Annotated in this window: 25 protein-coding genes; 11 read left to right on the top strand and 14 right to left on the bottom strand. The window is 70.3% G+C overall.

Features of this window, described 5'->3' with window-relative positions:
• Positions 1-255 precede the first annotated feature (255 nt).
• Positions 256-666, top strand: a complete 411-nt coding sequence (locus OHT77_RS44230; protein WP_328834036.1) for a hypothetical protein — start codon at positions 256-258, stop codon at positions 664-666.
• A 74-nt stretch (positions 667-740) separates the two neighbouring features.
• Positions 741-1133 (top strand): hypothetical protein, encoded by a 393-nt coding sequence (locus OHT77_RS44225; RefSeq protein ID WP_328834035.1) that lies wholly within the window; start codon positions 741-743, stop codon positions 1131-1133.
• Positions 1134-1331: 198 nt separating this feature from the next.
• On the opposite strand, the gene OHT77_RS44220 is transcribed toward OHT77_RS44225, so the two are convergent.
• Complete coding sequence (locus OHT77_RS44220; RefSeq protein ID WP_328834034.1) at positions 1332-2231, bottom strand: hypothetical protein; 900 nt, start codon at positions 2229-2231, stop codon at positions 1332-1334.
• Between the two features lie 140 nt (positions 2232-2371).
• Positions 2372-2821 carry a hypothetical protein gene (locus OHT77_RS44215; RefSeq protein WP_328834033.1) on the bottom strand — a complete coding sequence of 150 codons (450 nt, stop codon included), beginning with the start codon at positions 2819-2821 and terminating at the stop codon, positions 2372-2374.
• A gap of 498 nt (positions 2822-3319) precedes the next feature.
• Here OHT77_RS44215 and OHT77_RS44210 point away from each other — a divergent pair, with 498 nt between their 5' ends.
• On the top strand, positions 3320-3685 hold the full coding sequence (locus tag OHT77_RS44210) for a hypothetical protein (RefSeq protein WP_328834032.1): 366 nt from the start codon (positions 3320-3322) through the stop codon (positions 3683-3685).
• 191 nt (positions 3686-3876) lie between these two features.
• On the opposite strand, the gene OHT77_RS44205 is transcribed toward OHT77_RS44210, so the two are convergent.
• The 3 genes from OHT77_RS44205 to OHT77_RS44195 form a co-directional block, all read right to left on the bottom strand.
• Complete coding sequence (locus tag OHT77_RS44205) at positions 3877-4365, bottom strand: hypothetical protein (RefSeq protein ID WP_328834031.1); 489 nt, start codon at positions 4363-4365, stop codon at positions 3877-3879.
• Between the two features lie 428 nt (positions 4366-4793).
• The gene (locus OHT77_RS44200) at positions 4794-5165 is read right to left on the bottom strand and encodes a fic family toxin-antitoxin system, toxin component (protein ID WP_328834030.1); all 372 of its coding nucleotides are present in this window, start codon (positions 5163-5165) and stop codon (positions 4794-4796) included.
• A complete protein-coding gene (locus OHT77_RS44195) occupies positions 5162-5419 on the bottom strand; it encodes a hypothetical protein (RefSeq protein WP_328834029.1) in 258 nt (85 codons plus the stop codon). The genes OHT77_RS44200 and OHT77_RS44195 overlap by 4 nt, the downstream gene beginning before the upstream one ends.
• A 218-nt stretch (positions 5420-5637) precedes the next feature.
• Between OHT77_RS44195 and OHT77_RS45115 the strand changes: the two genes are divergently transcribed.
• Positions 5638-6018: a DUF6234 family protein gene (locus tag OHT77_RS45115; RefSeq protein ID WP_405878814.1), complete on the top strand. Its 381-nt coding sequence runs from the start codon at positions 5638-5640 to the stop codon at positions 6016-6018.
• 323 nt (positions 6019-6341) lie between these two features.
• Here OHT77_RS45115 and OHT77_RS44190 read toward each other — a convergent pair whose 3' ends face one another.
• The 3 genes from OHT77_RS44190 to OHT77_RS44180 are packed head-to-tail and all read right to left on the bottom strand — an operon-like array spanning position 6342 to position 7931.
• Positions 6342-7175 (bottom strand): rod shape-determining protein, encoded by an 834-nt coding sequence (locus tag OHT77_RS44190; protein ID WP_328834028.1) that lies wholly within the window; start codon positions 7173-7175, stop codon positions 6342-6344.
• A complete protein-coding gene (locus tag OHT77_RS44185) occupies positions 7172-7546 on the bottom strand; it encodes a TraR/DksA family transcriptional regulator (RefSeq protein WP_328834027.1) in 375 nt (124 codons plus the stop codon). The genes OHT77_RS44190 and OHT77_RS44185 overlap by 4 nt, the downstream gene beginning before the upstream one ends.
• A gap of 46 nt (positions 7547-7592) precedes the next feature.
• Positions 7593-7931, bottom strand: a complete 339-nt coding sequence (locus OHT77_RS44180; protein ID WP_328834026.1) for a TraR/DksA C4-type zinc finger protein — start codon at positions 7929-7931, stop codon at positions 7593-7595.
• A 332-nt stretch (positions 7932-8263) separates the two neighbouring features.
• Between OHT77_RS44180 and OHT77_RS44175 the strand changes: the two genes are divergently transcribed.
• From OHT77_RS44175 to secD, 4 genes are all read left to right on the top strand, one after another.
• Positions 8264-9217 (top strand): HAMP domain-containing sensor histidine kinase, encoded by a 954-nt coding sequence (locus OHT77_RS44175; RefSeq protein ID WP_328834025.1) that lies wholly within the window; start codon positions 8264-8266, stop codon positions 9215-9217.
• Complete coding sequence (locus tag OHT77_RS44170; protein WP_328834024.1) at positions 9214-9879, top strand: response regulator transcription factor; 666 nt, start codon at positions 9214-9216, stop codon at positions 9877-9879. The genes OHT77_RS44175 and OHT77_RS44170 overlap by 4 nt, the downstream gene beginning before the upstream one ends.
• A 104-nt stretch (positions 9880-9983) precedes the next feature.
• Positions 9984-10409, top strand: a complete 426-nt coding sequence (locus tag OHT77_RS44165) for a hypothetical protein (protein WP_328834023.1) — start codon at positions 9984-9986, stop codon at positions 10407-10409.
• Between the two features lie 45 nt (positions 10410-10454).
• Positions 10455-12683 (top strand): protein translocase subunit SecD, encoded by a 2229-nt coding sequence (gene secD / locus OHT77_RS44160; protein ID WP_328834022.1) that lies wholly within the window; start codon positions 10455-10457, stop codon positions 12681-12683.
• Positions 12684-12706: 23 nt separating this feature from the next.
• On the opposite strand, the gene OHT77_RS44155 is transcribed toward secD, so the two are convergent.
• The 4 genes from OHT77_RS44155 to OHT77_RS44140 form a co-directional block, all read right to left on the bottom strand.
• Positions 12707-14353, bottom strand: coding sequence for a beta-1,3-glucanase family protein (locus OHT77_RS44155; RefSeq protein WP_328834021.1), 1647 nt, complete (start codon positions 14351-14353; stop codon positions 12707-12709).
• Between the two features lie 235 nt (positions 14354-14588).
• The gene (locus OHT77_RS44150) at positions 14589-14957 is read right to left on the bottom strand and encodes a DUF6415 family natural product biosynthesis protein (protein WP_328834020.1); all 369 of its coding nucleotides are present in this window, start codon (positions 14955-14957) and stop codon (positions 14589-14591) included.
• A gap of 206 nt (positions 14958-15163) precedes the next feature.
• Positions 15164-17032 carry a leucine-rich repeat domain-containing protein gene (locus OHT77_RS44145; RefSeq protein ID WP_328834019.1) on the bottom strand — a complete coding sequence of 623 codons (1869 nt, stop codon included), beginning with the start codon at positions 17030-17032 and terminating at the stop codon, positions 15164-15166.
• A gap of 317 nt (positions 17033-17349) precedes the next feature.
• Complete coding sequence (locus OHT77_RS44140) at positions 17350-18174, bottom strand: SDR family oxidoreductase (protein ID WP_328834018.1); 825 nt, start codon at positions 18172-18174, stop codon at positions 17350-17352.
• 441 nt (positions 18175-18615) lie between these two features.
• Between OHT77_RS44140 and OHT77_RS44135 the strand changes: the two genes are divergently transcribed.
• Both OHT77_RS44135 and OHT77_RS44130 read left to right on the top strand, forming a co-directional pair.
• Entirely contained in the window at positions 18616-19881 is a 1266-nt protein-coding gene (locus OHT77_RS44135; protein ID WP_328834017.1) for an MFS transporter, read from the top strand.
• A gap of 151 nt (positions 19882-20032) precedes the next feature.
• A complete protein-coding gene (locus OHT77_RS44130; RefSeq protein ID WP_328834016.1) occupies positions 20033-22678 on the top strand; it encodes a glycosyl hydrolase in 2646 nt (881 codons plus the stop codon).
• A gap of 40 nt (positions 22679-22718) precedes the next feature.
• On the opposite strand, the gene OHT77_RS44125 is transcribed toward OHT77_RS44130, so the two are convergent.
• Complete coding sequence (locus OHT77_RS44125) at positions 22719-23027, bottom strand: acetyl-CoA synthetase (RefSeq protein WP_328834015.1); 309 nt, start codon at positions 23025-23027, stop codon at positions 22719-22721.
• A 332-nt stretch (positions 23028-23359) separates the two neighbouring features.
• Positions 23360-26428 (bottom strand): lantibiotic dehydratase, encoded by a 3069-nt coding sequence (locus OHT77_RS44120; RefSeq protein WP_328834014.1) that lies wholly within the window; start codon positions 26426-26428, stop codon positions 23360-23362.
• A gap of 224 nt (positions 26429-26652) precedes the next feature.
• On the opposite strand from OHT77_RS44120, the gene OHT77_RS44115 reads away from it, so the two are divergent.
• Complete coding sequence (locus tag OHT77_RS44115; RefSeq protein WP_319203252.1) at positions 26653-26805, top strand: hypothetical protein; 153 nt, start codon at positions 26653-26655, stop codon at positions 26803-26805.
• Positions 26806-26857 lie beyond the last annotated feature (52 nt).

Below are 26857 nucleotides of genomic sequence, written 5' to 3'. Positions count from 1 at the left end.
GGCGATTGTCGCCCGCGCACGCTTCGGACGGCCAGGGAGCGTGACGTGGTCCGCCGCTGATGCGGACCGCCACGGAAGTGCCGGTGTTCGTGAGGTGTCCGGAGCCGGGGTTCACCTGGAAGAGGTTGTTTGACCGTGCTGCTCGCTCTTGGACACAGCAACCCTTTCGACCGTGGTCGAAAGGCATGACCGGAGTACGGCGACCGCTCCAGACTCGGACGGACGGACTCAGCCCGTGGAACCGAGGGGGAGCACATGCGCAAGGAAAATCGGGCAGGCACGGGCACGAAGGCCCGGAGGACGGCCGCCCTGTTGGCGGCCACGGCGCTCACCGTGGGAGTCGCGGTGGCGACCGCACCCTCCGCGGCTGCCGCCAGCCCGTGTTGGAGCGGCGACGCCAACAAGTGGTGGTGCAACAACGTCTCCGGCGCACCGGTGTACGGCACGGTCGGGGACAACCACCTCTACCCGGACCCGAACGTCATCGTCGGCTACATGTACTCCAACCCGAGCTGGTTCTACTGCAAGGAGGACAACCAGGCATGGGTGGGCGGGCCGCACTCCACACGCTGGGAGATGACGGTCGCGGACAATGGCCGGCTCGGCTTCATGAAGGACACGGCGATCGCCAGCGAGACGAACCCGCTCCCCAACTGCAACGGGTGATCGGTGCCGGCCGTGCAGCGCCACCGGCCGCATTTCCATGGTCCACTTCTGCAACGCACCCTGGAGACCTTCGCATGCGTATGCGTACACGGAAGACCCTTGCTGCCCTGATCAGCGTCATGGCCCTGGCCCTGGGGCTCGGGACCACCACCGCGCCCAGCGCCTCGGCGGCATCCGGCTGCTGGTACAGCGGCAGCCACTGGTGGTGCAACAACCGCGCGGGTGCGCCGGTCTACGGCTTCAAGGACCTCGCCCGTGCCTACCCCGACTCCAGCCGCATCGTCGGGTACATGAACTCCAACCCCAGCTGGTTCAACTGCCGTTACGACGGCGGCGCGTCCGACGAATACGTGGGTGGTCCACACCCCTACCGCTGGGAGTGGACCGAGGCCGACAACGGTCAGTGGGGCTGGATGAAGGACACCGCCATCAGCAGCGAGACCAACCCGCTGCCGGCCTGCTGGTGATCGTGCCGCCGCCGTAACCATCTCGCCGGTGGCGGGTCCGCGGGCCGACGCCGGGCCGTCGTAGGCGGTTTCCGGGTGAACCGCCGACGACGGCCCGTCGGTGATCTCCACGCCCTGCCTTTGGCAGCCGATCAGCGCGTCGACCCCGGCGGGCAGCCGGGTGAGCGCCTGCGAGCTGGTGGTCGTGTCGGCGCGCACCTAGACGTGGGCGCCCCATGTGCCGTACCGCGAGCCGGAGCGCGGAACGGCCCCGGGGACGTTCAGTGAACGCACCAGCGTGTCGAGGGCGCTGTACGCGGCGCCGAACGTGGTGCCCTGCGGGTGCAGCGTGAAGACGGCGACGATCGAACGGTCGCCCGCGCCCACGGTTCCCGTGGTGTGCAGTGCGGGCCTGGCGAGGTCGACGCCCGCGCCGGATGCGGTCGGGACCCGTCGGCCGGAGGCCGAGGCCGTCGTGTCCGCGCAGTCGCTGCTCTCGCCGAAGCGGGACGAGCCCTGCTTGACCGCCCAGGGCTGCTGGAACGACGCCGGGATGCCGAACCGCTGGTCGAAGCCGTCGACGCCGCACCGGGTGGAGTCGCTCAGGTCACCCATGACGATGTCCCGCAGGGCGGCCGGTGCGCTGTCCAGGATCCAGCGGTAGATCCGCACGGCGTCGGCCGCCGACAGGGCCGTGTAGCCCCAGTAGCCGGGGTAGGCCGCCGGCGGGCCCGCGGTGTCCGTCAGCCCCAGCCGGGGGATCATCCGGTCGATGATCGCCGAGCCACCGTCCTCGGTCCAGTAGAAGTCCGCCGCGGAGTCGTCGCTGGAGCGCAGCATGCTGTCGAGGCGGGCCCGCTCGTCCGAGGGCAGGCCGTAGCCGGGGCCTTGGTCCCAGAGGTGATCCAGAGCGATCAGAAGCTTCACCACCGAGGCGGAACGGAACTGCGTGTGCACGTTGGACTGCTCCGTGAAGGTCCCGGTCTGGCGGTCGTACACCGCGATTCCGGCGGTGACGCCCGGCGGTACGTTCACCGAGGACGTGCGCGGGGTGGTGGGCGAGGGTGTCCGGGCGCGGGCGGGTGCCGCCGTGGCGAACACCGTGGCTGTCAGGACCAACCAGGCCGCCGCGAGGGCGAATTCGCCGCGCGGTCTGTGTGAGGAGAAGGGGGACCTGGACGACTCCCTGGCGCGGACGGGCCGCAGCGGAAACGCGTCGGGGCCGGCCACCGTCGGAGGGGCCGGCCACGACACGTGTGTCAGCAGTTGCGGACGGACCAGACGGGGTTCCAGTCCTGGTCGCCCACCTGCGGCGGGGAGAAGGCGCGCAGCACGTTGCCGTTGGCGTCGTAGAAGTAGGAAGTGACCGACCCGGTCTGCTTGTTGAGGTAGTAGCCGTTGCCGGTCCAGTTGGACAGGGAGTAACGGTTGCAGTTGTAGAGATAGAAGATCTTCCACTTGGACACGGTCTGGTCCCACACCTCGAGGCAGAGGTTCCCCGCTGAGCAGGTGAACGTCTGGTCGTCCGTGCGGTAGCTGACGGTGGTGGACGGAGAGATCGTCGGGGAGACGGCGGCCGCGGCCTGTACATGGTCACTGGTACGAGGGCCGGAGGCGGTTGCCGCCTGTGCCGGACCGGTGGCGAAGACGGCCATCAGCAAGCAGACCATCGCGCCGATGATGCCGAGCAGCGAGCGCTTCGCGCGCATGGATGAGACCTCCGTCGAGACGGCAGCGGGACATCTGGGACAGCGGCACGGAACGTGCCCTGACCGCGACGATCGCCGATCGCGTGGGCCGGCAGAAGCCTTTCGAACCTCCTCGAAAGGCCGCCGACCCCGGGCACGACCACATCACGCCCACGAAGCCCCAACTAACCCTGGCTACAGTCCAGTTGAGGAATGATCAGCCCACGGGACGGCATGAGTACGGCCCATGGGCGTCGTTGACGTCGCCCGCACCGGACGCCACCGTGGTCCGGCGACACATGACGGCCACGACCGAACCGGACACGGTCATCGGACCCGGGACAACCACGACTTGAGCATGTGCGAACTCAGCCATGCCGGACAGGAGATTGCCGAACCGTGCGTACCAAGCGCTCACTTGTCGGACTCTGCGCCGCCCTCGCCGTGGGGGCGGCCCTATTCACCACCGGAACCGCGCAAGCCGCCCCGGCCTCGCACGGAACTTCCTCCGGTCACGTCATGACCATGCCCGCAGCGCCGAGGACGGCCCGCCCCGCGACGCTCCTGGCCGTGGCCCCCTCCACTTCCCCGGCCGTCCGCACGGCCTACGCCGGTGCCGGCGGGGGCGTGTACTGCCAGAGCGGCTACTTCTGCGCCTCGGTCTGGGACCCGACGGCCGGCAAGTTCAAGATCTTCTTCTTCTACTCCTGCAACCGCTACACCCTCTCGAACTGGACCGACTGGGCCGAGGCCCAGAACAGCCAGACCGGAGGCGCCGTCGCCAGTCTCTACGGCTCCGGCGGCGGCCTCCTGCAGACCGTCCCGGCCGACAACGCGGTCTACGCCGTCAATTGGTCACCTGTGTACTCGATCCGGAACTGCTGAGCCGGGTGCCCTGTTCGGCTCAGCGCGGAGGGCAGGGTAGGACTCAGGGATGACGGGCCGGATCGGTATCCGTCCGCCGTCGGGTTCCCGCACCCGGCAGCCGGTGGCCCCTGGGCGTTGCCGAGTACCTGACGCACTGGCGCTGAGTAGTCGTGACATCCCTGGCGCGCCAATCCGCAGAGCCGAATTGTTCAGGACGGACGCCGGAATCCAGGGCGCCATCCGACGGACAGTGCCCAGTGGACTCCAGGGCTGGCCGTCACCGTGATTTTGACCTGGCGCCTGCTGCTGCCCAAGCCGATTTCGTTGTAGGTCGTCGAGGGCGCGGCCGCGCACGGCATGGTATAGCTGGCCAGTTTCCCGATGACTATGGTGGTTTTCCCCTCGCCGGCGCATTCGGTCGCCACCGCAACCGTCCCCGCCTTGATGTTCCCGATCACGGCCACCTCTTCCGACCCTGTCCTGTTCGCCAGCCGGATGAGGGCCTTGGCCGAACCGAAGATGTCGGGCGGAGTCTTCGTCAGACCAATGACAGAAGAACGAGGGGAAGGCGATGCCGAGACGGTCGGATTTCTGCGCGGTGAGCTCTGAACATAGTGCGCTGTGCAGCCAGTGACGAGGGAAACGCCCAGCGCGAAGACGATCGTCACTGCCGTACGGACCCTGGTCAGCTCAGCCATGTGCACCAGCCGACGGTGCAAGGCGTGTACAAATGTGCCTCCATATTTCATGGAATTCGCTCCCCGATGTGGGCGTATCCATGCCGGAGGATCGTAAAGATCACTTACTCAAACAAACAATGATCTTTGACTAAAGAGCCCACAAAGAAGAAGACTGGTGGGCGCCGACTTGCACGAATCCATCGCTCGATCCTCCCTGGCGAACGACGCGTTTCCCGTAACGCCAGGGGAGTTTCACGCCGACGTACGAGGTCGATGTCGTAGAGGCACACGCCCATGACTGCCTCGCACGGTCGTCTTCGTCCGGTATACGGACTCGCGGTCTGATTACCGAAGTAGTCCTGGCGGCCATCCCCTCCCGCGCAGTCTCCTCGGTCGGGGAAAGGGCCTCCCGCAGGATCCGCAGGCGCTCGGGGCCGGTCCGGAACTCAGGGTTTCCAGGTGCGCAGGAAGGAGGCGATCCGGTCGGCGGTACAGCGCGGGTTGTTCAACTCATGGGCGAGCGCGGTGAGTTGCTCGCGGGTGGGGCTGACGGGGATGTTGCTGGCCTCGAGGTACATGACGGCGACGGCACAGGCGATGGTGAGGTTGGAGCGCTCCAGCCAGCGACAGCGGCCCAGGGTGTGCACCAAGGCGGCGGCGCGGGCGTAGGGGCCGTTGTAGACGGGGGTGTCGAGGAGTTCCCCGCGGTGGCGGGCGACGGCGGCGATGGGCACGCCGTAGTCGTCAGGGGCAGGGTCGCGGTGCCCGGTCCGTTCCGCCACTTCGAGGATCCAGGATTCGTCGACGTGCAGGATCACGCGGCAGCGCCTGGCTGCCGATCGGCGTACGGCGCGTCGAGTTGTTGTTCCAGATCGTCGAGGAAGTCACCGTGCTCGTCGATGAGCCGCTGGGCAGCCGCCATGCCGGCGGCGCGGGCGCCGGTGGTGTCCTCGACGATGAGCCGCTCGACGTACTTGTTGAAGTCCAGGCTCCGGGCACGCGCGGCGGCCTTACCGGCCTCCAGCACGTCCTCCTCCAGCCTGACCTGCGTCTGCTTCTTCACGGAAGTCACGTTCGAATGGTAGCAGGGTGGTAGCCAAGGCGGAGGCGCCGTACTGCGGACACGGCTTCCGGGCCGACACGCCCGTACGACCAGCCAAGCCCGGGCAGCCCGCGCGCATAGGTGGTCCGACCGCGCGGCTTTTCAACTGCCGGAGCTAGCCTCACCCGAGCTGCGGCTTAAGTACGGGTACTCATGACACCCCTTGCCTGTCGGATGATTCTGGCCGGGTGAGTACAGATCCTGAACGTACTGGTCGAGCCGTGGCCGTGTCCGTGGGCCTGGTTGTCCTGGAGCTGTGGGCTCTTGGAATGATCTGGTTTTTCTGGATTGCGTCCTACTGGTCGTCCTTTGGCGACCAGGCTTACGGCGCACCGCCGGGTCCCTATCTGCAGAAGGCTCTGTTCGTGGCGGCAGCCGCCCTGGTTGCGGCTGTTGTAGCTGGAGTCCGCCGGATACCTGTGGTCGCCGTCACCCAACTTGTCGCGGCCCTTGCCATTTGCGGAGCCCTGTCCAGCGCGAAAACCGCCGGTGAACGCATTTACGAGTCCTCCTACCGGAATGCCTGTCTCTCAGGTCTGGTCTGTGACACACCTTCGCCCCCGCGATGAGCTGTTCCTGACACAGGCCATGCCTGCACGCGATCGGTGCTGCGGCGCAAGGGAGTTGCGCCGTTGTCGCCACAGCAGGCCGCGCGGGCCACGGCGCTTCTCCTTCCGTACGAACTGTGCGCATTCCCAACGCACCATACGAACGTGCTCACTTCGCCGGGCGTTCGTGGCAGGACCGGGCCGTAGAGGAGGCGTGAGTGGCCAACTCGGCATGGCTCGCGGAGCACGCCCGGCGTCCCCTCCCCTCCCCCCTCCCCCACCTTCAGCCCTACCGCCGCACACACCCGGTCCGCGCGAACCGCCCCCGGTCGACGACGGCTCCGTCAGACAAGTCGTGGCAGCACGTCAGTGACGTCGATGACGGCGCTGGTGGACGGGTGGGCATGGGCGGCCTGGAGGAGTTTCGCGGCGCCTCGGACCGCTGCGGTCTGTGGGGCGGGTACCGGCTGGACGGGGGTGTGCAGCCGGCGGGCGAGGCGGTAGGAGATCTCGGGACGCAGGGCTCCCCCGCCGACGAGCAGCGCGCCCCGCCGCAGCGCGTCGAGCGCCTGTGGACCGGGGTCCTCCTCCAGCATCGTGGTCACCATCGCGACGACCGCGTCCGCGATCTGCGCGGGTGGGGTGGCGCGGTCCAGGTCGCTGGTGCCCAGCGCGGTATGGCGGGCGTCGACGACCGCTCCGTCGGCGAGGAGCGCGACCTCGGTGAGATGGGCGCCGAGGTCCACGACGAGCAGCGGGCGGGTCAGGTCTGCGTCCACGGCGACGGCCACGGCGCGCGCGGTGGATACGGTCAGCACCGTGCGCGGGCGCAGGATCTCGACCGCCGTGCGGGCCTCGGTCCGGTAGGCGATCGCGCCCAGGACGGGCGTGGTCAGGATGACCACGGGACGGCCGAAGCGGGGCAGGCGGTGGCCGAGCATCCGGTTGAGCATCCGGGCCGTGCCGGGGGTGTCGACGATGCAGCCGCGTTGGATGGGATACACGGAGCCGGCGCCCGGGAAGGTCACCGTGGGCATGTCGATGATCGTCCGCCGCCCGGACAGCCAGGCACGGGTACGCGCGCTGCCCAGGTCGAGCGCGATGCCACAGCAGTGCCGGCACCAGGGCCACGGTCGGTGACGGGCGGACGTGGGGCGAGGTACCGGCGGATTGGTCATCGGCCGGCCTCCAGGACCTGTTGGCAGCGGGCGCAGTAGCGGGCCTGCGGCACGATCATGAGTCGTACGAGGGCGACGGGCCCGCGGCAGAGGTGGCAGGTTCCGTAGGTGTTCTGGTCCATCCACGTCAGGGCGGCCTCGACGTCGGCGAGGACCAACCGGGCTGAGGCTGCGAGCGTGACCCGGACCTCGGTCTGGGACGCGGTCCGACGCTCGGGTGACGCGGCGGCCCGGGTCGTGGCGGTCGCCGAGAGCTGCCGCAACTGCTCCTGGCGGAACAGGCGTTGCTCGTTCAGGTTCTCGCGCAGTGCGGCCAGGTCCTCGGTGGAGAGGTTGCTGCCGCGGTCGTCGGTGGTCTGCTGGTTCACCATTTCACCCCTAGGGCAGGGCGGGAGACGGATGGCGGAGGGCCGGTCGTCAGCCGGCGTTCCTCTGGCAGGGGACGCAGAAGCTCGTGTACGGCAGGATCTCCAGGCGTTCGACGGGGATCGCCCGGGAGCAGCCGCGGCAGCTGCCGTAGGTTCCGTCCTGGACGCGGGCGAACGCGGCATCGACCTCGGCGAGAACCCGCCGGATGGTGTCCTTCTGCGCGGACATCAGCTGTTCTCCCGTGTCGGGCCCCGCCTCGTCGACGGCCTGCAACTGCGTGAGGCGGGAGGCGCGTTCGTGTTCCAGTCGCTGGCGGGCCTCATGGGCCGTCAGCCGCTCGGAGCGGGTCTCGGAGCGGGTCCCGGTCCGGGGCGTGTCGAGCGACATGGCGGGTCCTTCTTTCGGCGGGGCGCGTCGCGCCGCTGTGTGGTCGGGTCGAGGGTCGGAGGGCACCTCAGGTGCTCCGGTGCCTCCAGCGTGGTCGGTGGCCGACGTGAAACCCATCGGGCGCGATGACCATCTACGGCCCGGCCCAGGGCTCACCCCGGCATGGGCAGGCCACGGTCGCCAAATGGGTACCGGACCCCATCGACGTGGCGTACGGCAGCGGGCAGATTGGGAAGCGGGCCGGTCAGGGCCCCTGGAGGCGCGTCCCGCTCGGGGTGTGCGGTGACCGACACTGGAGACCAGGCCGTGTCGAAAAGAGAGGCGTCATTCCGGTGTCCCTGTTTTGGCGGAGCTTCGCCCTCAACGCGGTAGTGCTGGGCAGCGCCACCGCGCTGTTGCTGTGGGCTCCGGTGACGGTGTCCGTGCCGGTGGTGCTGACCGAGGCGGTGATCCTCGTGGCCGGCCTGGTCGTCATGCTGGTCGCGAACGCGGCGATGCTGCGGATCGGACTGGCTCCGCTCGACCGGCTCACCCGGCTGATGACCACGGTGGATCTGCTGCGCCCCGGGCAGCGGCTGCCGGCCCAGGGGCACGGCGAGACCGCCGAGCTGATCCGTGGCTTCAACGCCATGATCGAGCGCCTCGAACGCGAACGCGCCACCAGCAACGCCCGCGTCCTGACCGCGCAGGAGGCCGAACGCCGTCGTATCGCCCAGGAGTTGCACGACGAGGTCGGCCAGACGATGACCGCGGTGCTGCTGGCCCTGGAGCGGGCGGCCACCGAGGCCGAGGACCCCCTGCGGGGCGAACTGCGGCAGGTGCAGGAGATCACCCGGGGCAGTCTGGACGAGGTGCGCCGACTGGTGCGCCGGCTGCGTCCGGGGGTGCTGGAGGATCTCGGCCTGGTCAGCGCGCTGACCTCGCTGACCACGGAGTTCTCCACCCACGCGGGACTGCGCGTCGTCCGCGGTCTCTGTTCCGGTCTCCCCGAACTGGATCAGCAGACGGAACTCGTCCTGTACCGCGTCGCCCAAGAGGCCCTGACGAACGCGGCCCGCCATGCCGAGGCCGACCAGGTCGAGGTGACTCTGCGGCACACCGACGAGACGGTGGTGCTGGCCGTCGTCGACGACGGCCGCGGCACCGGCGTGGCCCGCGAAGGCGCGGGCATCCGCGGAATGCGGGAGCGTGCCCTGCTGATCGGGGCCACGCTGGACGTCACCTCCCAGCCCCGGGCCGGTACGCGGATCCGGCTGACCGTGCCCGTACCCAGGAAGCAGCCATGACCACGCCCGACGCCCCCGCGATCCGCGTTCTCCTCGCCGACGACCATGCGCTGGTACGTCGCGGAGTCCGCCTCATCCTCGACCGGGAACCGGATCTCGAGGTGGTCGCCGAGGCCGGCGACGGCGCGGAGGCCATCGAGCTGGCCCGCACCCACGAGGTGGACCTGGCGGTGCTGGACATCGCGATGCCGCGCATGACCGGTCTGCAGGCCGCCCGCGAACTCGTCGCCCTGAAGCCGGGGGTGCGGGTGTTGATGCTGACGATGCACGACAACGAGCAGTACTTCTTCCAGGCGTTGAAGGCCGGGGCCAGCGGATATGTGCTGAAGTCCGTGGCCGACCGCGACCTGGTGGCCGCCTGCCGGGCCGCCATGCGGGACGAACCTTTCCTGTATCCGGGCGCGGTCACCGCCCTGATCCGCCACTATCTCGACCGGGTCCGCCACGGCGAGGAAGTGCCCGACCAGGTACTGACCCCGCGCGAGGAGGAGGTTCTCAAGCTGGTCGCGGAGGGCCACTCGTCCAAGGAGATCGCGGAGATGCTCTTCATCAGCATCAAGACCGTCCACCGGCACCGGGCGAACCTGCTGTCCAAGCTCGGTCTGCGTGACCGGCTGGAGCTCACCCGCTACGCCATCCGCGTCGGCCTCATCGAGGCCTGACCCGCCGACCGCCTCAAGGCGCCGGCCGCCCACTCCCCGGCCGGTGCCTTGAGGCCTCCGGGCGCTCCCGGCCGACCGCCACCGACATGCGAAGGGGACGGGGCATGGCACGCATCACGCCCAACGCCCCTTGCTCCGGGGGCTCGCTCCGGACCGTCGTGCGGATCGTCCTCCTCGCCGTCCTCACCACGCTGCTCGCCGTACCGTGCCCTCATCCCCGCGACGGCACGGTGCGCGCCGCCGTCGCGACCGTGTCGGCCCACCCGCTCTCCTACGCGGACGACGTGGACTCGGCCGTGGCCACCACCGTGGCCCGGAGTCCGCGCGATACGACCGGTGAGCGTCCTTCACCACCGCTCGCCGTTCCCGTGGCGGCGCACGTCACGGCCGCGGACCTGCTCCGGCCCTCGCGGACCCGGCCGACCGTGCCCCACGCGGCATCGTCCGACCGGCCGACGAACCGCCCTGGGACCCGCGCACCCCCTCGCTCTCCGACACCCGAACCTCTCCCTTCCTTCTCCTTCCCCTGACCGCGGTCGCAGTGCCGGCCGCGGCCTGTCTGCCGGAGGCCCGCCGTGAAACGATCCCGGCGCACCAGAGCGCTGATCGCCCTCGCTGCCGTCGCACTGTCCCTGTACGTCGCGCTCACCGTGCCCGTCCGCCTCGGACTCGATCTACGGGGCGGCACCCAGTTCGTGCTGGAAACCCGCCCACCGAACGCCGCCGACGCCGGCAGCGAGGCCACGGAACGCGCCATGGAGGTGCTGCGCGGCCGTATCGACGCGCTCGGAGTCGCCGAACCCACCATCACGCGCTCCGGCGGCAACCGGATCGTCGTCGAGCTTCCCGGCGTACAGGACCCGCGGAAGGCGGCGGACGTCCTCGGCCGTACCGCCCAACTCTCCTTCCACCAGGTGCTCGGCACGGCGTCCGATGCCGGCGCCACGCCCGAGCCGATGCCCGAACGCCCCCAGCAGCTCGTGCTGGCCGACGAGGCGGGGCAGCCCCTGCGTCTTCGGGCCGCCGCTCTGACCGGCGACGCAGTCGACAAGGCCGCCGCCCGCTTCGACCAGCAGGGCGGCGCCGGATGGCATGTGACCGTCGACTTCAAGGGGCCGGGCCAGGACCGGTGGGCCCGCCTGACCGGTGAGGCCGCCTGCCATCAGGCCGGAAGTCCGGCCCGCCGGGTCGCCATCGTCCTCGACGACAAGATCATCTCATCGCCGCAGGTCGACCCGTCCGTCACCTGCGGCTCCGGCATCGCCGGCGGCTCCACCCGGATCACCGGAACCTTCGACGACGGCGAGGCCCGAGAACTGGCACTGCTCATCAACGGCGGCGCGCTGCCCGTGCCGGTCGAGACGATCGAGCAACGCACCGTCGGTCCCACGCTCGGCGCGGAGGCCATCACGGCCAGCGCTTGGGCCGCCGCCGTCGGCACCGCCCTGACGTCGTTGTTCATCATCGCCGTGTACCGGCTCGTGGGCGTCCTGGCCACCGTGGCCCTGGCCTGCTACGGCCTTGTCTCCTACGCCGCCCTCGCGGCCCTCGGCGCCACCCTCACCCTGCCCGGCCTGGCCGGGTTCGTCCTGGCCATCGGCATGGCGGTCGACGCCAACGTGCTCGTCTTCGAACGGGCCCGCGAGGAGTACGCCGCTCGCTCCCGCCCCACCCCACGGGCGTCCCTGACAGCGGGGTTCCGCGGGGCGTTCAGCGCGATCGCCGACTCCAACATCACCACCCTCATCGCGGCCGGACTGCTGTTCTTCCTCGCCTCCGGTCCCGTGCGCGGGTTCGGTGTGACGCTGGGTATCGGCGTCCTCGCCTCCATGCTCAGCGCCCTCGTCATCACCCGCGTCCTCGCCGAGCACGCCGTGGAGCGCCGCAGGGTGCGCCGCCGCCCCCGGATCACCGGCATCGCGCACACCGGCGCCGTCCGCGACCGGATCACCCGCGCGGATCCGCACCTGATGCGTCACCCGCGCCGATGGCTCGCCGTCTCCGCCGCAGCCCTCGTCCTGGCCGCCTCCAGCATCGCCCTGCGTGGTCTCGACTACGGGGTCGAGTTCACCGGAGGACGCCTCGTCGAATACACCACGGCCGCCGCCGTCGACGCCGACCGGGCCCGGAACGCCCTCGCCGACGCCGGGTTCCCCCGCGCCGTCGTACAGACCTCCGGCGAGAACCGACTCAGCGTCCGTACCCACCGGCTCAGCGACGCCGAGGCGGCCTCGCTCACCGAAACCGTCGCCGCCCTCACCGGCAAGGCCGACCTGCTCCGTGACGAAGCCATCGGCCCGAGCCTCGGCAAGGAGCTGCGCCAGGGTGCGCTCATCGCGCTGGCCGTCGCCCTCGTCGCGCAGTTCGGCTATCTCGCGGCGCGCTTCCGCTGGCTGCTGGGAGGCTCTGCGGTGGCCGCCCTCGTTCACGACGTCGTGATCCTCGTCGGCGTCTTCGCCTGGCTCGGCAAGCCCGTCGACGGGGTCTTCCTCGCCGCACTCCTGACCGTCATCGGGTACTCCGTCAACGACTCCGTCGTCCTCTTCGACCGGATCAGGGAACTCGCCCGCCGCGACCGCGCAGCGCCCTTCAGCCGCATCGCCGACCAAGCGCTGCTCCAGACCCTGCCGCGTACCGTCAACACCGGCATGGGCGCCGCGTTCATCCTCACCGCGCTGGCCGTCCTCGGCGGCGACACCCTGACGGACTTCGCCCTCGCTCTCCTCATCGGCCTCGCGGTCGGCACCTACTCCTCCATGTTCACCGCCACGCCCCTGGCGGTGGAACTGCACGGCCGCGCATAGGCCGTTGGCGGGGAGGCCCGGGGTCAGCTGGTGAAGGTGAACCAGTTGATGTTGGTGAAGTCGGAGGTGCTGCCCGCGAAGACCAGGTAGACGTCGTGGACGCCTGTGGCGGAGGCGACGAGGTTCGCGGGCACCGTCTGCCAGGTCTGCCAGCCGCCGTTGTTCCCGAAGTCGATCTCGGCGATCTTCGTGCCGCCGGTGCTGTCCAGACGTACCTGGACGGCACCGCTGACCCCGGCGGCCGCGCCCGACGCCAGCCGGGCCTTGAACTGGCCCGGAGAAGCCGAACCGAAGTCCACCGACGAGAACTTAAGCCAGTCGCCGTTCGAGATGTACCCCACGTCGCTGCCGCCGCCGGTGTCGGAGCAGGTCTCCGTGGTGGTCCCGCTCTGCGCCGAGTAGGACTCGGCCTGAATGGTGCCGTACGCGCTGACGGTGCCCGAGCCCGGGCCTCCCGGTCCGCTGCCGGAACCCGCTCCGAGGGTGATGGTCCACGAGGTGGGCGCACCGTCCTGGATGTGCCCGTCCACGGGGGCCGAGCCGGTGGCGCCGACGTCGTCGTAGGGGAAGGCGTAGCCGATGCTGGCGTACTGGTGGACCAGACGTGCGTAGTGGTTGGTGATCGCGTCCTTGTAGTACTGGGACGGTGTCACACCGTCGGGCTGGTTGTTCCCGCCGGAGACCAGCAGTGAGCTTCGGTTGAGCGCGGCGGCCAGCCGCGCGGCGATCGCACCGCGGGCGTCCGAGCCGGAGTTGTAGAGGGGGCCGGACGCGCAGCCGAAGATGTCGACCGCGCTCGGCTTGGTGAACGGCACGCCGTTGGTGTTGAGACCGGAGAAGACGATGGCGCCGCCGGAGACCGTTCCGGTGTAGGAGCCGATGCTGCCCTGTCCGTTGACGGTCAGCGCGGTGGAGGCGTAGTGGCTCCAGACCCGGTTGAGGTAGTCGTCCCAGTAGCCGCCGAAGTCGACCGGCGAGTGCGAGGGAGCCATGACGCGCAGGACGGCACCCGAGGAGTCGGTGACCACCAGCCTGTCCCAGGGTGCTCCGTCGGAGGCGTGCTGAGCCTGGAGGCCGGAGGCGATGGAGGCGAGGGCACCTGAGGGCAGCGGGCTGACCGACTGGTTGCCCCCGCTTCCGGTGCTGGCCATCGAGACCGGCAGCGCGACCATGTCGACGTAGGAGATGTTGGCGTAGAGGTTGGCGCTGTTGAAGGTGAACTCGCAGAACGTCCAGTTGGTGGCCCAGTTGGGGTCGGAGCTGACCAGGGCGGGCTGCACCAGGCCGGGTACGTTGCCCGGGTTGACGAAGAACTGGAGCTTCTGGCCGACCGAGAACCAGACCCGGCCGCCTATGACGTAGTCGTTCAGGTTGACCGTGGTCCCCGCCGAACCGGAGGCGCCGAGCGGGATGGAGTAGTCGGCGATGGGGGTCACGGGGGACGACGGGTTGGGCAGCCTGTTCAGGGCGCCGTTCGCCGAGACGAAGACGGGCCAGCCGCTGCTGTCGGAGCCGGAGATGTAGGCGTAGACGTTGTCGTGGCCGGAGTTGTTGGCCAGTTTCACGGGGAGGGAGACCGCGGCCGCCGCGGCGGCGGGCGAGAAGGGGCTGAGCACGGCCGCGGCGGCGGCGGCACCGGCAGCGGTCAGCAAAGAGCGTCGGGAAACCACAGGTCCTCCCAGGGACTTGACCATCCGTCAGGGGCACGACGGTTGTGGGGTGTTGGGTCGTGTGGGGTTCTGTGCGGGGGTGACGATATTGGCCTGGACCAATATGGTCAAGGGTTCTGGAGGCGTGGACTCCGCGCGGTCCGCGCCTGGTTGTGGGACTCCCCCGACGCCCGCCTCCTGCGTCCGCCGCCGCGGCACGCCCAACGGCCCCATGTCCGTTACGCGAACGCCTGCTTCACCGTTTTCCGGCGTCCGGGTCGAGAGCGTCGTAGTGGTTGCACAGGGCGTCCAGGATGCGCGCGAGCCGCAGGGCGAGGGCGAGTTGCCCGGCGGGCGAGGTCCGCTCGGGAATCGTCAGCTTGCGCCTCGCCTCCCGCGCGCAGGCCAGCGCCAGGCAGGCGGCGAGGTCACTGCTCTGCGACTGGCGTGCGGCGATGGTCTCGACTTCGGGGACCATCACCCGGAGATGACCGCGCAGTTGAGCCACAAGGAGAGCGAGCTCGCCGGTGGACGGCGGCCGGGCGAGTTCCAGCACGAGCCGCGAGGTCACACGCATCGTCTCGACGTCTGCCGGATCATGCTCCTCATCGAGCAGAACGGGCATGCCAGTTGGGGCCATACCGTCCCTTCCGGCCGCGCCTCCGGAACGGATGCACTTCGCCGCGGACTTTTTTTGGACGACCGCTGCCAACACCTGAGGGACTGCGAGGAGTTCGCCGACCGGTCAGGGAACCCATCGGCTGGGCCGCCCGGCGTGGCTGCTCCACCGGCGTGCGGAAATACCGCGCATCCCCTGCATTCGCGTCCGTGTCAGCGCTGGTCGATCGCGATCCCGCGTGCCGCGAGTTCGGTCAGGACGGGGTCGCGTCGGCCTTGCAGAATCTGTCCGTTCATCTGCAGTGACTTGTTGAGCCGTCGCAGCGACTTCAGTTCGAGCAGGGGTCCCAGCTCGGTGAGGGAGTGGTGTCCGCCGAAGAGGAGCTCGGAGAGATCGGGCAGTCCGGCCAGCGTACTGATGTCCGTCACTTCGTCCAGGTAACCCATCCGCAGGGACTGGAGCGACTTGAGTCCGGCCAGGGGCGAAAGGTCTTTCCAGGGCAGGCGGGAGAGGTAGAGCCGGGTCAGGGAGGGAAGAGCGGGGAGGTCGATCAGTTGCGGGGCCCGTTCCACGCTCAGTGCGCGCAGTTCAGGACAGGCTTCCAGGATGCCGAGGGAGCCGAGCCTCGTGACCTTTTCCAGGGTCAGGTCGGCGACCGGGGTGCCGGCCAGCCCCCTGATGTCCGTGAGCGCACGGCAGTCCCACACACCGACCTTGGTGAGCGCGGTCAGGCCGTCCAGGCGGCCGAGGTCGGTGAGCGAGGGAAGACCCTTGAACCCCAGTTCCCGCAGAGCCGGCAACCGGCCCAGGTCACCGGGGCTGCACAGGCTGTCGGTATGGCTGACGGACAGTTCCTCCAGCGTGTGATGGGAGTCGAGGCCGGTGAGGTCCAGCAGGCCGTGACAGTTGTCGAGACCGAGGCCACGGAGGCCGTGGAGGGACGCGAACGGGGTGAGGTCCCGGATCAGGCTCAGCCCGTCCAGGTGAAGCCGGAACGGGGTGGTGAGGTCGGCCAGGGACGCGAAGTCCGCGAGCGCGGGGCAGTTCTCGAGGGTGATCTTCTCCAGGGAGGGCAGAGCCCCGACTCCCGCGAGGGAGGCCAGCCGTTCGCTGCCCGCGACCCGCAACTCCGTCATGTGCGTCAGCGCCGAGAGTCCGAGCAGGTCGGAGAGGTCCGGACAGCCCGTGATCTCCAGTGTCGTCAGACGGGGGTGGTGGCCGAAACCGCGGACGGACTGGAGACGGGCGCAGTCCTCGATGACCAGTTCGGAGAGGTTCGCCGCCGCGGCGATGCCGGTCAGGTCGCGAAGCTGCTTGCAGCTGACGAGGCGTAGCACGGCCAGCGCGGGCACGTTCGTCAGGCCGGTCAGGTCGCGGACGGCCGTCCAGCCGAGATCCAGATGGGTGAGGCGGGTGAGACCGGACAACTGCGCCGGAGATCCGAAGGACCGACAGCCGCGCAGGTTCAGGTGTTCAAGAAGGGGGAACGCGGCCGCGAAGTCGGACACCGAGGTGACCCGGGTCATGCTCAGGTCGAGGTGGCGCAGGCGGCTCAGGGGCAGCAGGGGCTTGACGTCGGACACCGGACGGCAGCGGTGCAGGCTCAGCCGGGTGAGCTGGGTGAGGCCGCTGAGTGGGCTGAGGTCCTCGACTCCCGCACAGCCGTTCAGGTCGAGGTGACGCAACTCGGTGAGCGCGCCGAGTTCCGCGAGGTCGGTTATCTCCTTGCAGCGATCCACCGTCAGCGCGCGCAGCATGGTGAGGTGCCGCAGGCCCGACAGCGAGGTCACGCGCTTCAATGTCAGCTCCGTACGGCCCTCCTGACGGAAGGCCGGCGCCAGGAGGGCCGCGGCGAAGCCGTCCGGATCGGCGGCCGTCGGCCACAGCCGCAACAGCGTCTCCACGGCGAGGTCCGCGATCGGCGCGAAACGTGCCGCCAGCTGCAGCGCGGCACCGCCGTCGGTCACCTGCACCAACTCCCGCAGCGCCTTGCGGGCCTGAGCCGGCTTCGCCTTCGGGAGCATGTCGGCGTAGGTCGTCACGCGTTCGTCCGGGCTTCCGCCGCCGGTGATCGAAGTCATACGCGGGACCCTACAATCCGCCTCTGACAACCCCTCAGCGCTCGATCCCCAGGCCGGTGGTCGGCCGCTACAGCACACCCCTACCTGCACCCACAGAGCTGGCATTGGACGCCGAGGTCTCAGGCCCGGACTATCGACTCGATGCACAAGGTCGACTTCGGAGATCGTCCCGTCGGACCTCGACGCGACCCTGACGGACATGTCGACGTGGTCCCGGAGGAGGGCCGACCGGATTCGCTCCGGTCGGCCCCTTCATCACGTACGGACAGTTGTCGGCGCGCGGCCTTCAGTCCGTTCGCCCAGTCCCCCGGCCGGGCTCAGCCCTGCGCCAGCTCAGCCACCGGCTGCCACTCCTCCCACACCGCGAGACGCTGCTCGTAGTCGGCCTTGGCGATGCCCAACGGCGCCGAGCCGAGGAAGCAGCGCAGCGGAGGCTCGTCGGCGTCGACGATCTTCAGCACGGCAGCGGCGGAGGCCGTCGGATCGCCTGGCGTACCGATGCGCTTGCGGCGCTGCTCCTGCACCTCCTTGTGGAAGTCGGCGTACGCGGGCAACGGTTCGGACGTGCTCGACGACGAGCCCGCCCAGTCGGTGGCGAATCCACCGGGCTCGATGAGGGTGACCTTGATGCCGAACGGCGCCACTTCCTGGGCCAGCGCCTGGCTCATGCCTTCGAGCGCCCACTTCGACGCGTGGTAGATCCCCACCAGCGGGAAGGCGCTGATGCCTCCGATGGAGGAGACCTGGAGGATGTGGCCGCTGCCCTGCTCACGCAGGAACGGCAGCGCCGCCTGGGTGATCCACAGGGCGCCGAACAGGTTGGTCTCCAGTTGCGCGCGTGCTTCGGACTCGGTGAGTTCCTCGACCAGGCCGAAGTGGCCGTAGCCGGCGTTGTTGACCACCACGTCCAGGCGCCCGAACCGCTCGTGCGCCTGCTTCACGGCGGCGAAGTCGGCTTCCCGGTCCGTCACGTCGAGGCGCAGGGGCAGCAGGCGTTCTCCGTGCTTCTGCCGGAGGTCGTCCAGCGAGGACAGGTCGCGCGCGGTCGCGGCCACGGAGTCACCGCGTTCGAGGGCGGCGATGGCCCACTCCCGGCCGAAGCCGCGTGAGGCACCGGTGATGAACCAGATCTTCTGCGTCATGGTGTGCTCCTCCAGAAAACTCGTCAGCCGTACTGTCGGCACACCGCGATGTGCCACCCACCAGACAACACGCGGCTCGCCATGCCCGCCACACCAATCGGGGCACATCCACCGGCGCCACCCGGCCGGTGCACACTTTGTGCCGAGGTCCGTGGGCAGCGGGCCAAAGCGGGGGCCTCGCCCGGCTGCCGGTCCAGGGCCCCGTGGGGGACGCCGAGCCCCGAAGGCCTTCGGGGCTGTGCCGTGCAAGGTCGTCAGGCGTGCATGTCGGTGAAGGTACCGACGCACCCGCGACAGCCTCGGCGCACAGCGGAGCGGCGAGCTTCGAGGAGTTCGGGGCCGGGATCGCGTCGGTGTCCGCTACCGTGGCGGGCGGCGCGACAGCCGCCACCCCGGCCGACGTCCCACGGCGTTCGCCCGCTCCCTGGAGATCCCTTATCCGTGGCCGATCCCAGCAGCACCCCGCGTCCGACGGGACCCCGCCCCGCGTGGCTGACCCGCAACGTCAAGGTGCTGTGCGGGGTCTCCTTCCTGCAGGACGCGGCCAGCGAACTCCTCTACCCGATCCTGCCGATCTTCCTGACCGTGGTGCTGGGCGCCCCGCCCGCCGCCGTCGGGGCGATCGAGGGCGCGGCCGAGGGAGCGGCGTCGATCACCAAGGTGGCCGCCGGGCGCCTCGCGGACCGGTTCGACCGGCGCCCCCTGATCGGTGCGGGATACGGGCTGGCCGCGGTGGGCAAGCTGCTGATCGCGCTGGCGACCGTCTGGCCCGTGGTGCTTCTGGCCCGCGTCACCGACCGGCTCGGCGAGGGCATGCGCGGTGCGCCTCGCGACGCCCTGCTCGTCGAGGGCGTGCCGAAGGAGCAGCGCGGCAGGGTGTTCGGTCTGCACCGGGCCGCCGACACCGCAGGCGCGGTGGTCGGCCCGCTGGTGGGGCTGGTCCTGTACGAGGCGCTCGACCATCGGCTGCGCCCGCTGTTCTGGATCGCCGTGATCCCCGCCGTGGCGTCGGCCGCGCTCGTCGCCGCCGTCCGCGACCCCCGCTCCCGCAAGCACGCCGATGACGCCGCCAGGTCGGCCGACGGCCCCCACTCCGGCTCACCCGAGAACGCCGACGGCACAGCGGGGAAGGCCGTCCGGACACCATGGCGATCCCTCCCACGCCCGTACTGGCGTGTACTGGCGATCCTGCTGGCCTTCAACCTGGTCAACTTCCCCGACGCGCTGCTGTTGTTGCGGGCTCACGACCTGGGCCTCTCCACGGCCGGGGTGGTGGGCGTCTACGCGGTCTACAACCTCGTCTACGCCGCCCTGTCCTACCCCGCCGGCGCGCTCTCCGACCGGCTGCCACGCTCGCTGGTCTTCGCCGCCGGCCTGCTCTTCTTCGCGATCGGCTATCTGGGCCTGGGCCTGATCCACAGCCCCTGGGCGGTGTTCGTGGTGCTGCCGCTCTACGGCGGTTTCGCGGCCTGTACCGACGGCGTCGGCAAGGCCTGGATCTCGACGCTCGTCCCCGACGACCAACAGGGCACCGCACAGGGCCTTTTCCAGGGCGCCACCGGTGCCGCGGTCCTGCTCGCGGGGGTGTGGGCCGGTCTCGCCTGGGGCGCCGACGGGCACGTTCCGCTGCTGCTCTCCGGCGGCATCGCCCTGGTTCTCGCCGGTGTGCTGCCGGTCGTCGCCCGCGCGCGGACCGCGGCGCGCTGATCCAGGGCTCCAGGGCGGGACGAGCCGGTCGGCTTCCGGCCATGTCTGGTGACAGGTTCTGGTCAAGGACTGTCCAAATGCCGGACATCTCCTGTCGCCGGTGGTCGGGTCGTCCCCGACGGCTGTATCCGTGCCCGCTCGGGAGGTCCTGGTGTCAGTACCGATCCGCAAGAGACGTTGGTTCACGATCTGCGCCATCACCGCATCCGCCGCACTGGTGGCGATACCCGCCGGCGCCGCGCCCGGCTCGGGCAGCAGCCCCTTCGGGGTCCGCGCACTTGCTCAACTGGCCGCCGAACGAGGGCAGTCGGTGGGTGGCGTCAGCCCGAAGGCCAAGGCCGATGACGACGACGGCAATGAGGCCGACGAGATAGCCGAGGGTGCGGACCAGTACGCCGAGGCCCGCACCTCGCCCGGCATCGTCGCACCGGGCGCGTACGGCGCCGCCTGGACGAGCCTGACCAAGCTGCCCGCTACCAGCGGCAGTTGGCGCAACATCACGAACCTGCCGTACAACTCCGACGACCCGCGCTACCGCGACTACGACTCCAACTCCAGTGGCGGTTCGGGCAATGTGACCGGCCGGATGGCCGCGATGTCCGCCGACGACGACGGGGACGTCTACGCGGGCAGCGCGGGCGGCGGCGTATGGCGGTCCCGGACCGGAGGCGGCCGTTGGCAGCCCATCAGCGACAAGCTGTCCTCGCAGTCCACCGGCGCGCTCGCGCTGGACGGCGCCGGGCGGCTGTGGCTGGGCACCGGCGAGGCGACGACCAACGCGGACGCCTATCTCGGCAGCGGCGTCTACGTCCTGTCGGACCCCCGGCACGGCACGTTCTCCTCCCGCAGTCGGGTCGGCGGCGACGAACTGGAATCCACCACCATCCACGAGCTGCGCTTCGGCGGCGGCAAGGTGTGGGCCGCGACCAGCGAGGGCGTGTGGAGCCACTCCGCGAAGAGGCTCAGCGGCGCCTGGAAGCTGGAGTTCGCGCCCAACCCGGCCTATCTGCCGGGCGGTTCACTCGCGAACGACGACTCGGCCGCGTACAAGAACATCGCCAACGACATCGCGATCGACCCGAAGGACCCCTCCAAGGTGGTCCTCGCGGTCGGCTGGCGCAGCGGTGACGACTACAACGGCTTCTACACCAAGGTGCACGGCGTCTGGACCCGGATCACGAGCGGCCTGGGCGACCTGCCCGCCGACCCGGACGACATCGGCAACGTCACCTTCGCCCGCTCCGCCGACGGCTCGCGCTACTACGCCATCGACCAGTCCCCCGAGCAGCTCAACACCAACCCGGACAGCGCTCTGGAGGGCATCTACGTCTCCAAGTCCGGTGCACCGACCGGCCCCTGGACGAAGATCGCCGACTACAAGGGCCTGGCCGCGGACGGTTCGGCGCTCACCTCCAGCGGCTACATGCCGGGCGTACAGGCCTGGTACAACCAGTTCCTGACCGTCGACCCGGCCAACGCGGAGCACGTGTACGCGGGCCTGGAGGAGGTCTACGAGACGAAGGACGGCGGCTCCACCTGGTCGACCGTCGGCCCGTACTGGAACTTCGGCTTCCCCTGCTGGAGCATCGACCCCGCCAAGCAGACCGGCGACTGCAGCCAGACCACCCACTCCGACCAGCACGGCGTCGCGATCGGCCGCTACCACGGCAAGAGCTTCGTCTACGTCGGCAACGACGGCGGCGCCTACAAGCGCCCCCTCAACGGCTCCCAGGACGCCTCAGGACACGCCACCGACTGGACCTCGCTCAACGACGGCACCATCGACACCCTCCAGTACTACTCGGTGGGCGTCGGCAAGGACCTGACGTACGGCGGCGTCTCCGTCACCGGCGGCCTCCAGGACAACGGCCAGTCCATCCTCCGCAGCAACGACAAGGTCATGGGCTCCAACTTCGGCGGCGACGGCGGCGACACGCTCACCGACCCGGCCAACGGCTGCGACATCGCCCAGGAGTACGTCTACCTCGCCGTTCAGGTGACCCAGAACTGCGCGGTGAACGACGGGAGTTGGGTCAACGACCCCAGCAAGGTCACGTCGTACAACGTGGCTCCCGCCGACAACGCCACCGGTGAGGCCCGCTTCATCGCCCCGATCACGGCCGACCTGAAGAACAGCTCGACCTGGATCGCGGGCGGCCGTCACGTGTGGGTGCAGACCCACGGATACGCCATCCGCAGCGGCGACGAGTGGAAGAGCGTCTACGACCTCGGGGAAGGCCGTACGGCGACCGCCGTCGCGGCCTCGGGCGGCAAGGTGTACGCGGCCTGGTGCGGCCCCTGCAACAACCAGGGCTTCGCCCGCGGCATCTCCGTCGGCAACGCGGACGGCACCGGCTGGCACGACATCGCCCTCCCCGGCGGCGCGGACGGCACCGTACCCAACCGCTATCTCGCCGGCTTCGCCGTGGACCCGAAGAACGCCGACCACGTCTACCTCGCGGTCAACGGCTTCTCGCGGCACTGGACCGAAGGCCCCGGCGCAGGCGTCGGCCATGTCTTCGAGTCCACCGACGGCGGCACCACCTGGAAGGACATCTCGAGGAACCTCCCCGACGTGCCGACGAACTCCGCGGTCGTCACAGCGAACGGCGGCCTCGCCGTCGCCACCGACCTCGGCGTCGTCTACCGCGGGCCCGGCCGTACGGCCTGGGAGCGCGTCGGGAACCTCCCGGCCGTCGCCGTACTCCAGTTGAAGCTGGGCCCCGACGGCCGGACGCTGTACGCGGCCACCCACGGCCGCGGCATCTACACGATCGACGTGCGCAAACTCCGCTGAGGCAGAGGCGGTTGGAGGGGTGGTCCCGGGTTGCCCGGGGTCACCCCTGCGTCGTGTACGGCACCACGCGCAGGTCGAGGGTGAAGACGACACGCGGCGCGCCCGCCAGGTCCGGTGCCTTCGCGGTCGCCGTGATGTTGGCGGTACCGCCGCGGGTGCCCGCGCAGCGCACCGAGGCACGAGCCGTACCGTCGGTGTTCGCCTTCCATCCGGACACCACGGCGAAGACCGGTGCGGAACTCCGCACAGCACGCCACCTCTTGTCGTCGACACGGGGTTCGAGGACGAGGGACACCACGGTCCCCGGCCGCACACACAGCCGCTGCACGACCGCGTGACCAGGGCTCACGGTGACCTCGACCCGTCCGGACGCACAGTTCACCGGCGACGCGGAGGACGTCCCGGAGGGCGCCGCGGACGGGCTCCGTCCGGTCGGGCTCACCGACGAGGAGGACGACGGCGACCGTCCCGCCGACGTGCCGCACGCCACCAGGACAGCGACTCCGACGACCGTCCACACTCCGGCACACCACCGCATCCCGGCACCTCCCGGCCTCCGTGTCCGCACACCAGCATGCCCCTTCGACGCGGGCCGGGGCGTACCGGTTCACATCCGGTTCCGGATGCACCGTCGCGCACCGCGACGGGTGTGGACGTCGCCGCCCGGCCGTGCGGGACACGTCAGTTCGTCCGTGCCGTCCAGCTCAGTGCCGCCGCCCTGGCCAGGTGCAGGTGTGCGCGCTCCTCGGGAAGCCCCGGCCCGCACATGCGGACGTGGTGGAAGTGCAGCAGGTCCGGCAGCAGTTCCTGCGGGAGCGGCGCGTCCGCGCCGTGGAGCGCCGTGCGGTAGGCGGCCAGCGTGGCGCGCCGCGCGGTCCAGCTCGCTGCCACGCGCGCGTCCGGCGCAGGGGAACCGGACGCCCGGGACGTGAGGGAGGCCGTCGTCAGGGCGATGGTCTCGTCGTAGACCGCTCTGGAGGGAGCGTTCCTGTCCGTCCGGGTGTGCCCGATCAGCCAGCGCATCGCCTTCGCGTCGTCGCCCAGCAGGCCGACGGCGATGTCCACCATGCTCGCGGCGGTCATCGCGCGGGCGTCGGGAGCGCCTTGCCCGGCCAGCGCGGTCAGCTGGGCGAGAACGGCGGCCGAGTCCGCGGCGAAGTAGTCCTCGGCCGCTTCCGTCGCCGCCGGACCGCCGTGGCGGGCGGTATGCGGATGGTAGGTGTCCATGCTCGCGTGGGTGATCAGGCCCGCGTGCCGAAGTCGCCGGGTCCACTCGCCGACCTGCCCGACAGCGGTGCCGAGCGAACCGGGCGGGCAGGTCAGCCGGAGACGGAGGTGGTCCTCGGGGTCGCGGTGGCGGACGAACCACCAGCGGGGCTCGCCCAACTCCCGCAGCAGGCACGGCAGATGACGGGTCAGGATTGCGTCCTGCCGGTCGCGGTGTCCGTGCAAGCGGACGGAGAGCAGGTCGCCGCAGCCGGGGAGACGACCGTGCTCCCGGCCGACGACGTGGCCCGTGCCACGGACCGGCGGGCGGGTCCGGTCCACCGCGACCAAGGGCACGACGATCTCGTGGGCACGGCCGCCGGTCCAGCCCAGGTCCCCGGGGCTCGGTGCGGCGCGGAGCAGCGCCTTGCCGTCGCGGTCCAGGTGGGTTCGGAGCAGGACCCGGTGCGAGGGGTGGGCCAGGTCCAGGTGCATACGCCGGTCGCCGTCGCCCAGGTACACGTGCTCGGGCAGGCGCACTTCGCGACGCCAGGCGGCCATGGCCTCGTCCCACCGCGGCCACGGCGTGCGCGCGCCGGGGAGGTCGTCGTGGCCGAGTGTCCAGCGGGCCGGGGACAGCACGGTGCGCCCGTGGCGGAGTGCGGGGAGGAACGGCAGGCCGGACACGGCCGCTCCCCACGAGAACCCGGTGCACGGGACGGTCAGTGCCACCGGTGCCTCGATCAGGAACCGCGCGAGCGGATGGGTGTGCTCGGTCAGATCCACGGCGTTCAGCAGCATCGTGTGCACCGGGCGGCGACGGGAGACCGAGACCAGGTGCAGTTGGTCGGCGTCGGCGGTCACCGCGAGGTCCGTCACGGGCAACCGGCCCGCGTCCGGGTCGTGGTGGCCGCCCAGCGGGATCACCCACTCCGCGGTCCGCGGGGTGTGCGCGACGTTCGCCGAGCGGAGGTACAGCGGAGTGGTACCGATCTCCGCGAGCAGCGCCTCCTGTTGTACGCCGGGCAGGCCGGCGTAGACGTCGGTCATCCGGCGGCGGTCGGCGTCGTCGAGGAGATGGAGGAAGCGCCCGGTGGACGTTCCGGCAGCACGGGCCACCCCCACGACATGCAGCGTGAACTCACCTTGCTCCAGGGCCGATCGGCTCTCGGCGTGGATCCGCACGGTCACCTCGGTGCTGGGCTGCACGGGCCTGTCGGGACCCGCCACCTCCAGTTCGTCGATCGTGGCGTCGTCGAGCCGGACCTCGTGTCGGTGGCTCGTCGCGGCGGTGTACGCGAGCTTCAGCAGCCGGCTGTCACGGGTGGTCAGGATCGGAGCCGGCGGCGCGGTTGCTGCTCCGAGGTAGCCGGCGGGGTAGCCGAGCTGCTCGACGGCGTCCAGGACGGGTACCGCCGCTCCCGGGCCGTAGCGCTCGAGGAAGCGGCCGTGCCAGGCGATCCACGCGGGACTCAGCGCGGCCCGTGGCGCCAGACGCGTGAGCACCGCGGCGGCCGACGCCACTTCCTCGGCCACCGCGTCCGGGATCACCAGGTCCCAGTCCAACCGCAGGTCGAGGGCGAGCGCGGGTTTCACGGCGGGACACAGCCGTGTCATGGCGGCGGTCACCTGTGCGCGTTCGGCGCGGGCGCCCTCTGGAGTGGCGGTCGCGTCGTCGTGTCGTGCCAGGGCCGCCGCGACCTCGCGCAGTCCGGTGACGTCGGTCGCGGACAGCTGCTGGAGCTCACCGAGCAGGGTGACGATCGGGTCGGACGCCGTGACCGCGGGGCGCAGGCCGGTGATGAGGAATCGCTGGCGTACGAGGTTCGCGAGCAGGTTCTCGATTCCAGTGGGCGAGGCGGCCGGGAAGTCGGCGGAGAGCTTTTCGGCGAGAACTGCCCACAGCACCGGTGTCCGTGCGCCGTCCATGGCCATGCGGACCGGCGGGGTCGCGCGGATCCCGACGTGCGCGGGGACACCGTCAGCCGTGCCGCTGGGGCGGTACTCGATCACCAGCCGTCCGTCGCGCTCGAACGCGAGGCCGGAGGCGAGGAGCGTCACATGGGGCCGGAGCGCGTGGTGTTCCTCCAACCGGTCGACCAGCGCCGCCGTCCACACCGCGTCCGGTCTGGTGACCGTCCGGTGCCCGTTACCCGCTCGCAGCACGGGAGTTGCCCCTGTGCGGGCGGCCTGGACACCGGCGAACAGGCCGAACGGAGTGGCACGAGAGCGGGCACGCAGCAGGTAGCGCAGCACCGAGAGCACCGCGCGCCGCACGGCTGGTTCCGGCACCGGCTCCCCGGCGCATATCCGCTGCACCCGTCTCGCCAGGTCCGGGCTGGCGAACTCGACCGCGGCGGCGAAGTCGGCCGTCTGCCAGGCCAGTTGAAGCCACGCCCGCCACGACTCCTGGTGCGCGGACGGGCCCGTCAGGTCCGGCCAGACCATCCGGTGGCCGGGAGGCCGGACCGCCGCCCGGACCACGGCCGCGTCGACATGGCGGTACAAACGGCCCTCCAGCAGGACAGCGGTGTTGTCCGCCATCCTTCCGAACCGCCCGGTGGCGAGGGCGATTACGAGCCATGGTCATGTGGACGGCTGCTGCGCCACCCCGGTGCCGGTGCGGGTGCGTGAGTCGCTGACCTGGCTGAATGTCGTCCCGCCCAAACGACGACGTATGGGCTGTTGGTGCGCGCGCGGTGTGGCTAGCGTGAGCGCCCACACGGCAAGCAGCACATTCCCATCACCTTCCTGAAGGGGAGACATCCATGACTGCTGCATCTCCTGAGAAACTCGCCGACGAGGAATTCGGGGAGCTCGAAGAACTCCAGGTGATCGACTCCAGCGAGCTGAAGCTCGGCGCGGCGTACCACACGTACACCTACATCGCGGCGGAGAGCACCGAGGACATCCCCGAGTAGGACGCGCGGGAGCCAAGGCAACTCTCCGACGGACGAGCCCGGTGGGACGAGG

The organism is Streptomyces sp. NBC_00252, from assembly GCF_036187565.1.
GTDB lineage: Bacteria > Actinomycetota > Actinomycetes > Streptomycetales > Streptomycetaceae > Streptomyces.
The sequence above is the reverse complement of the archived record's forward strand: the minus strand, read 5'-3'. Positions and strand labels throughout refer to the sequence as shown.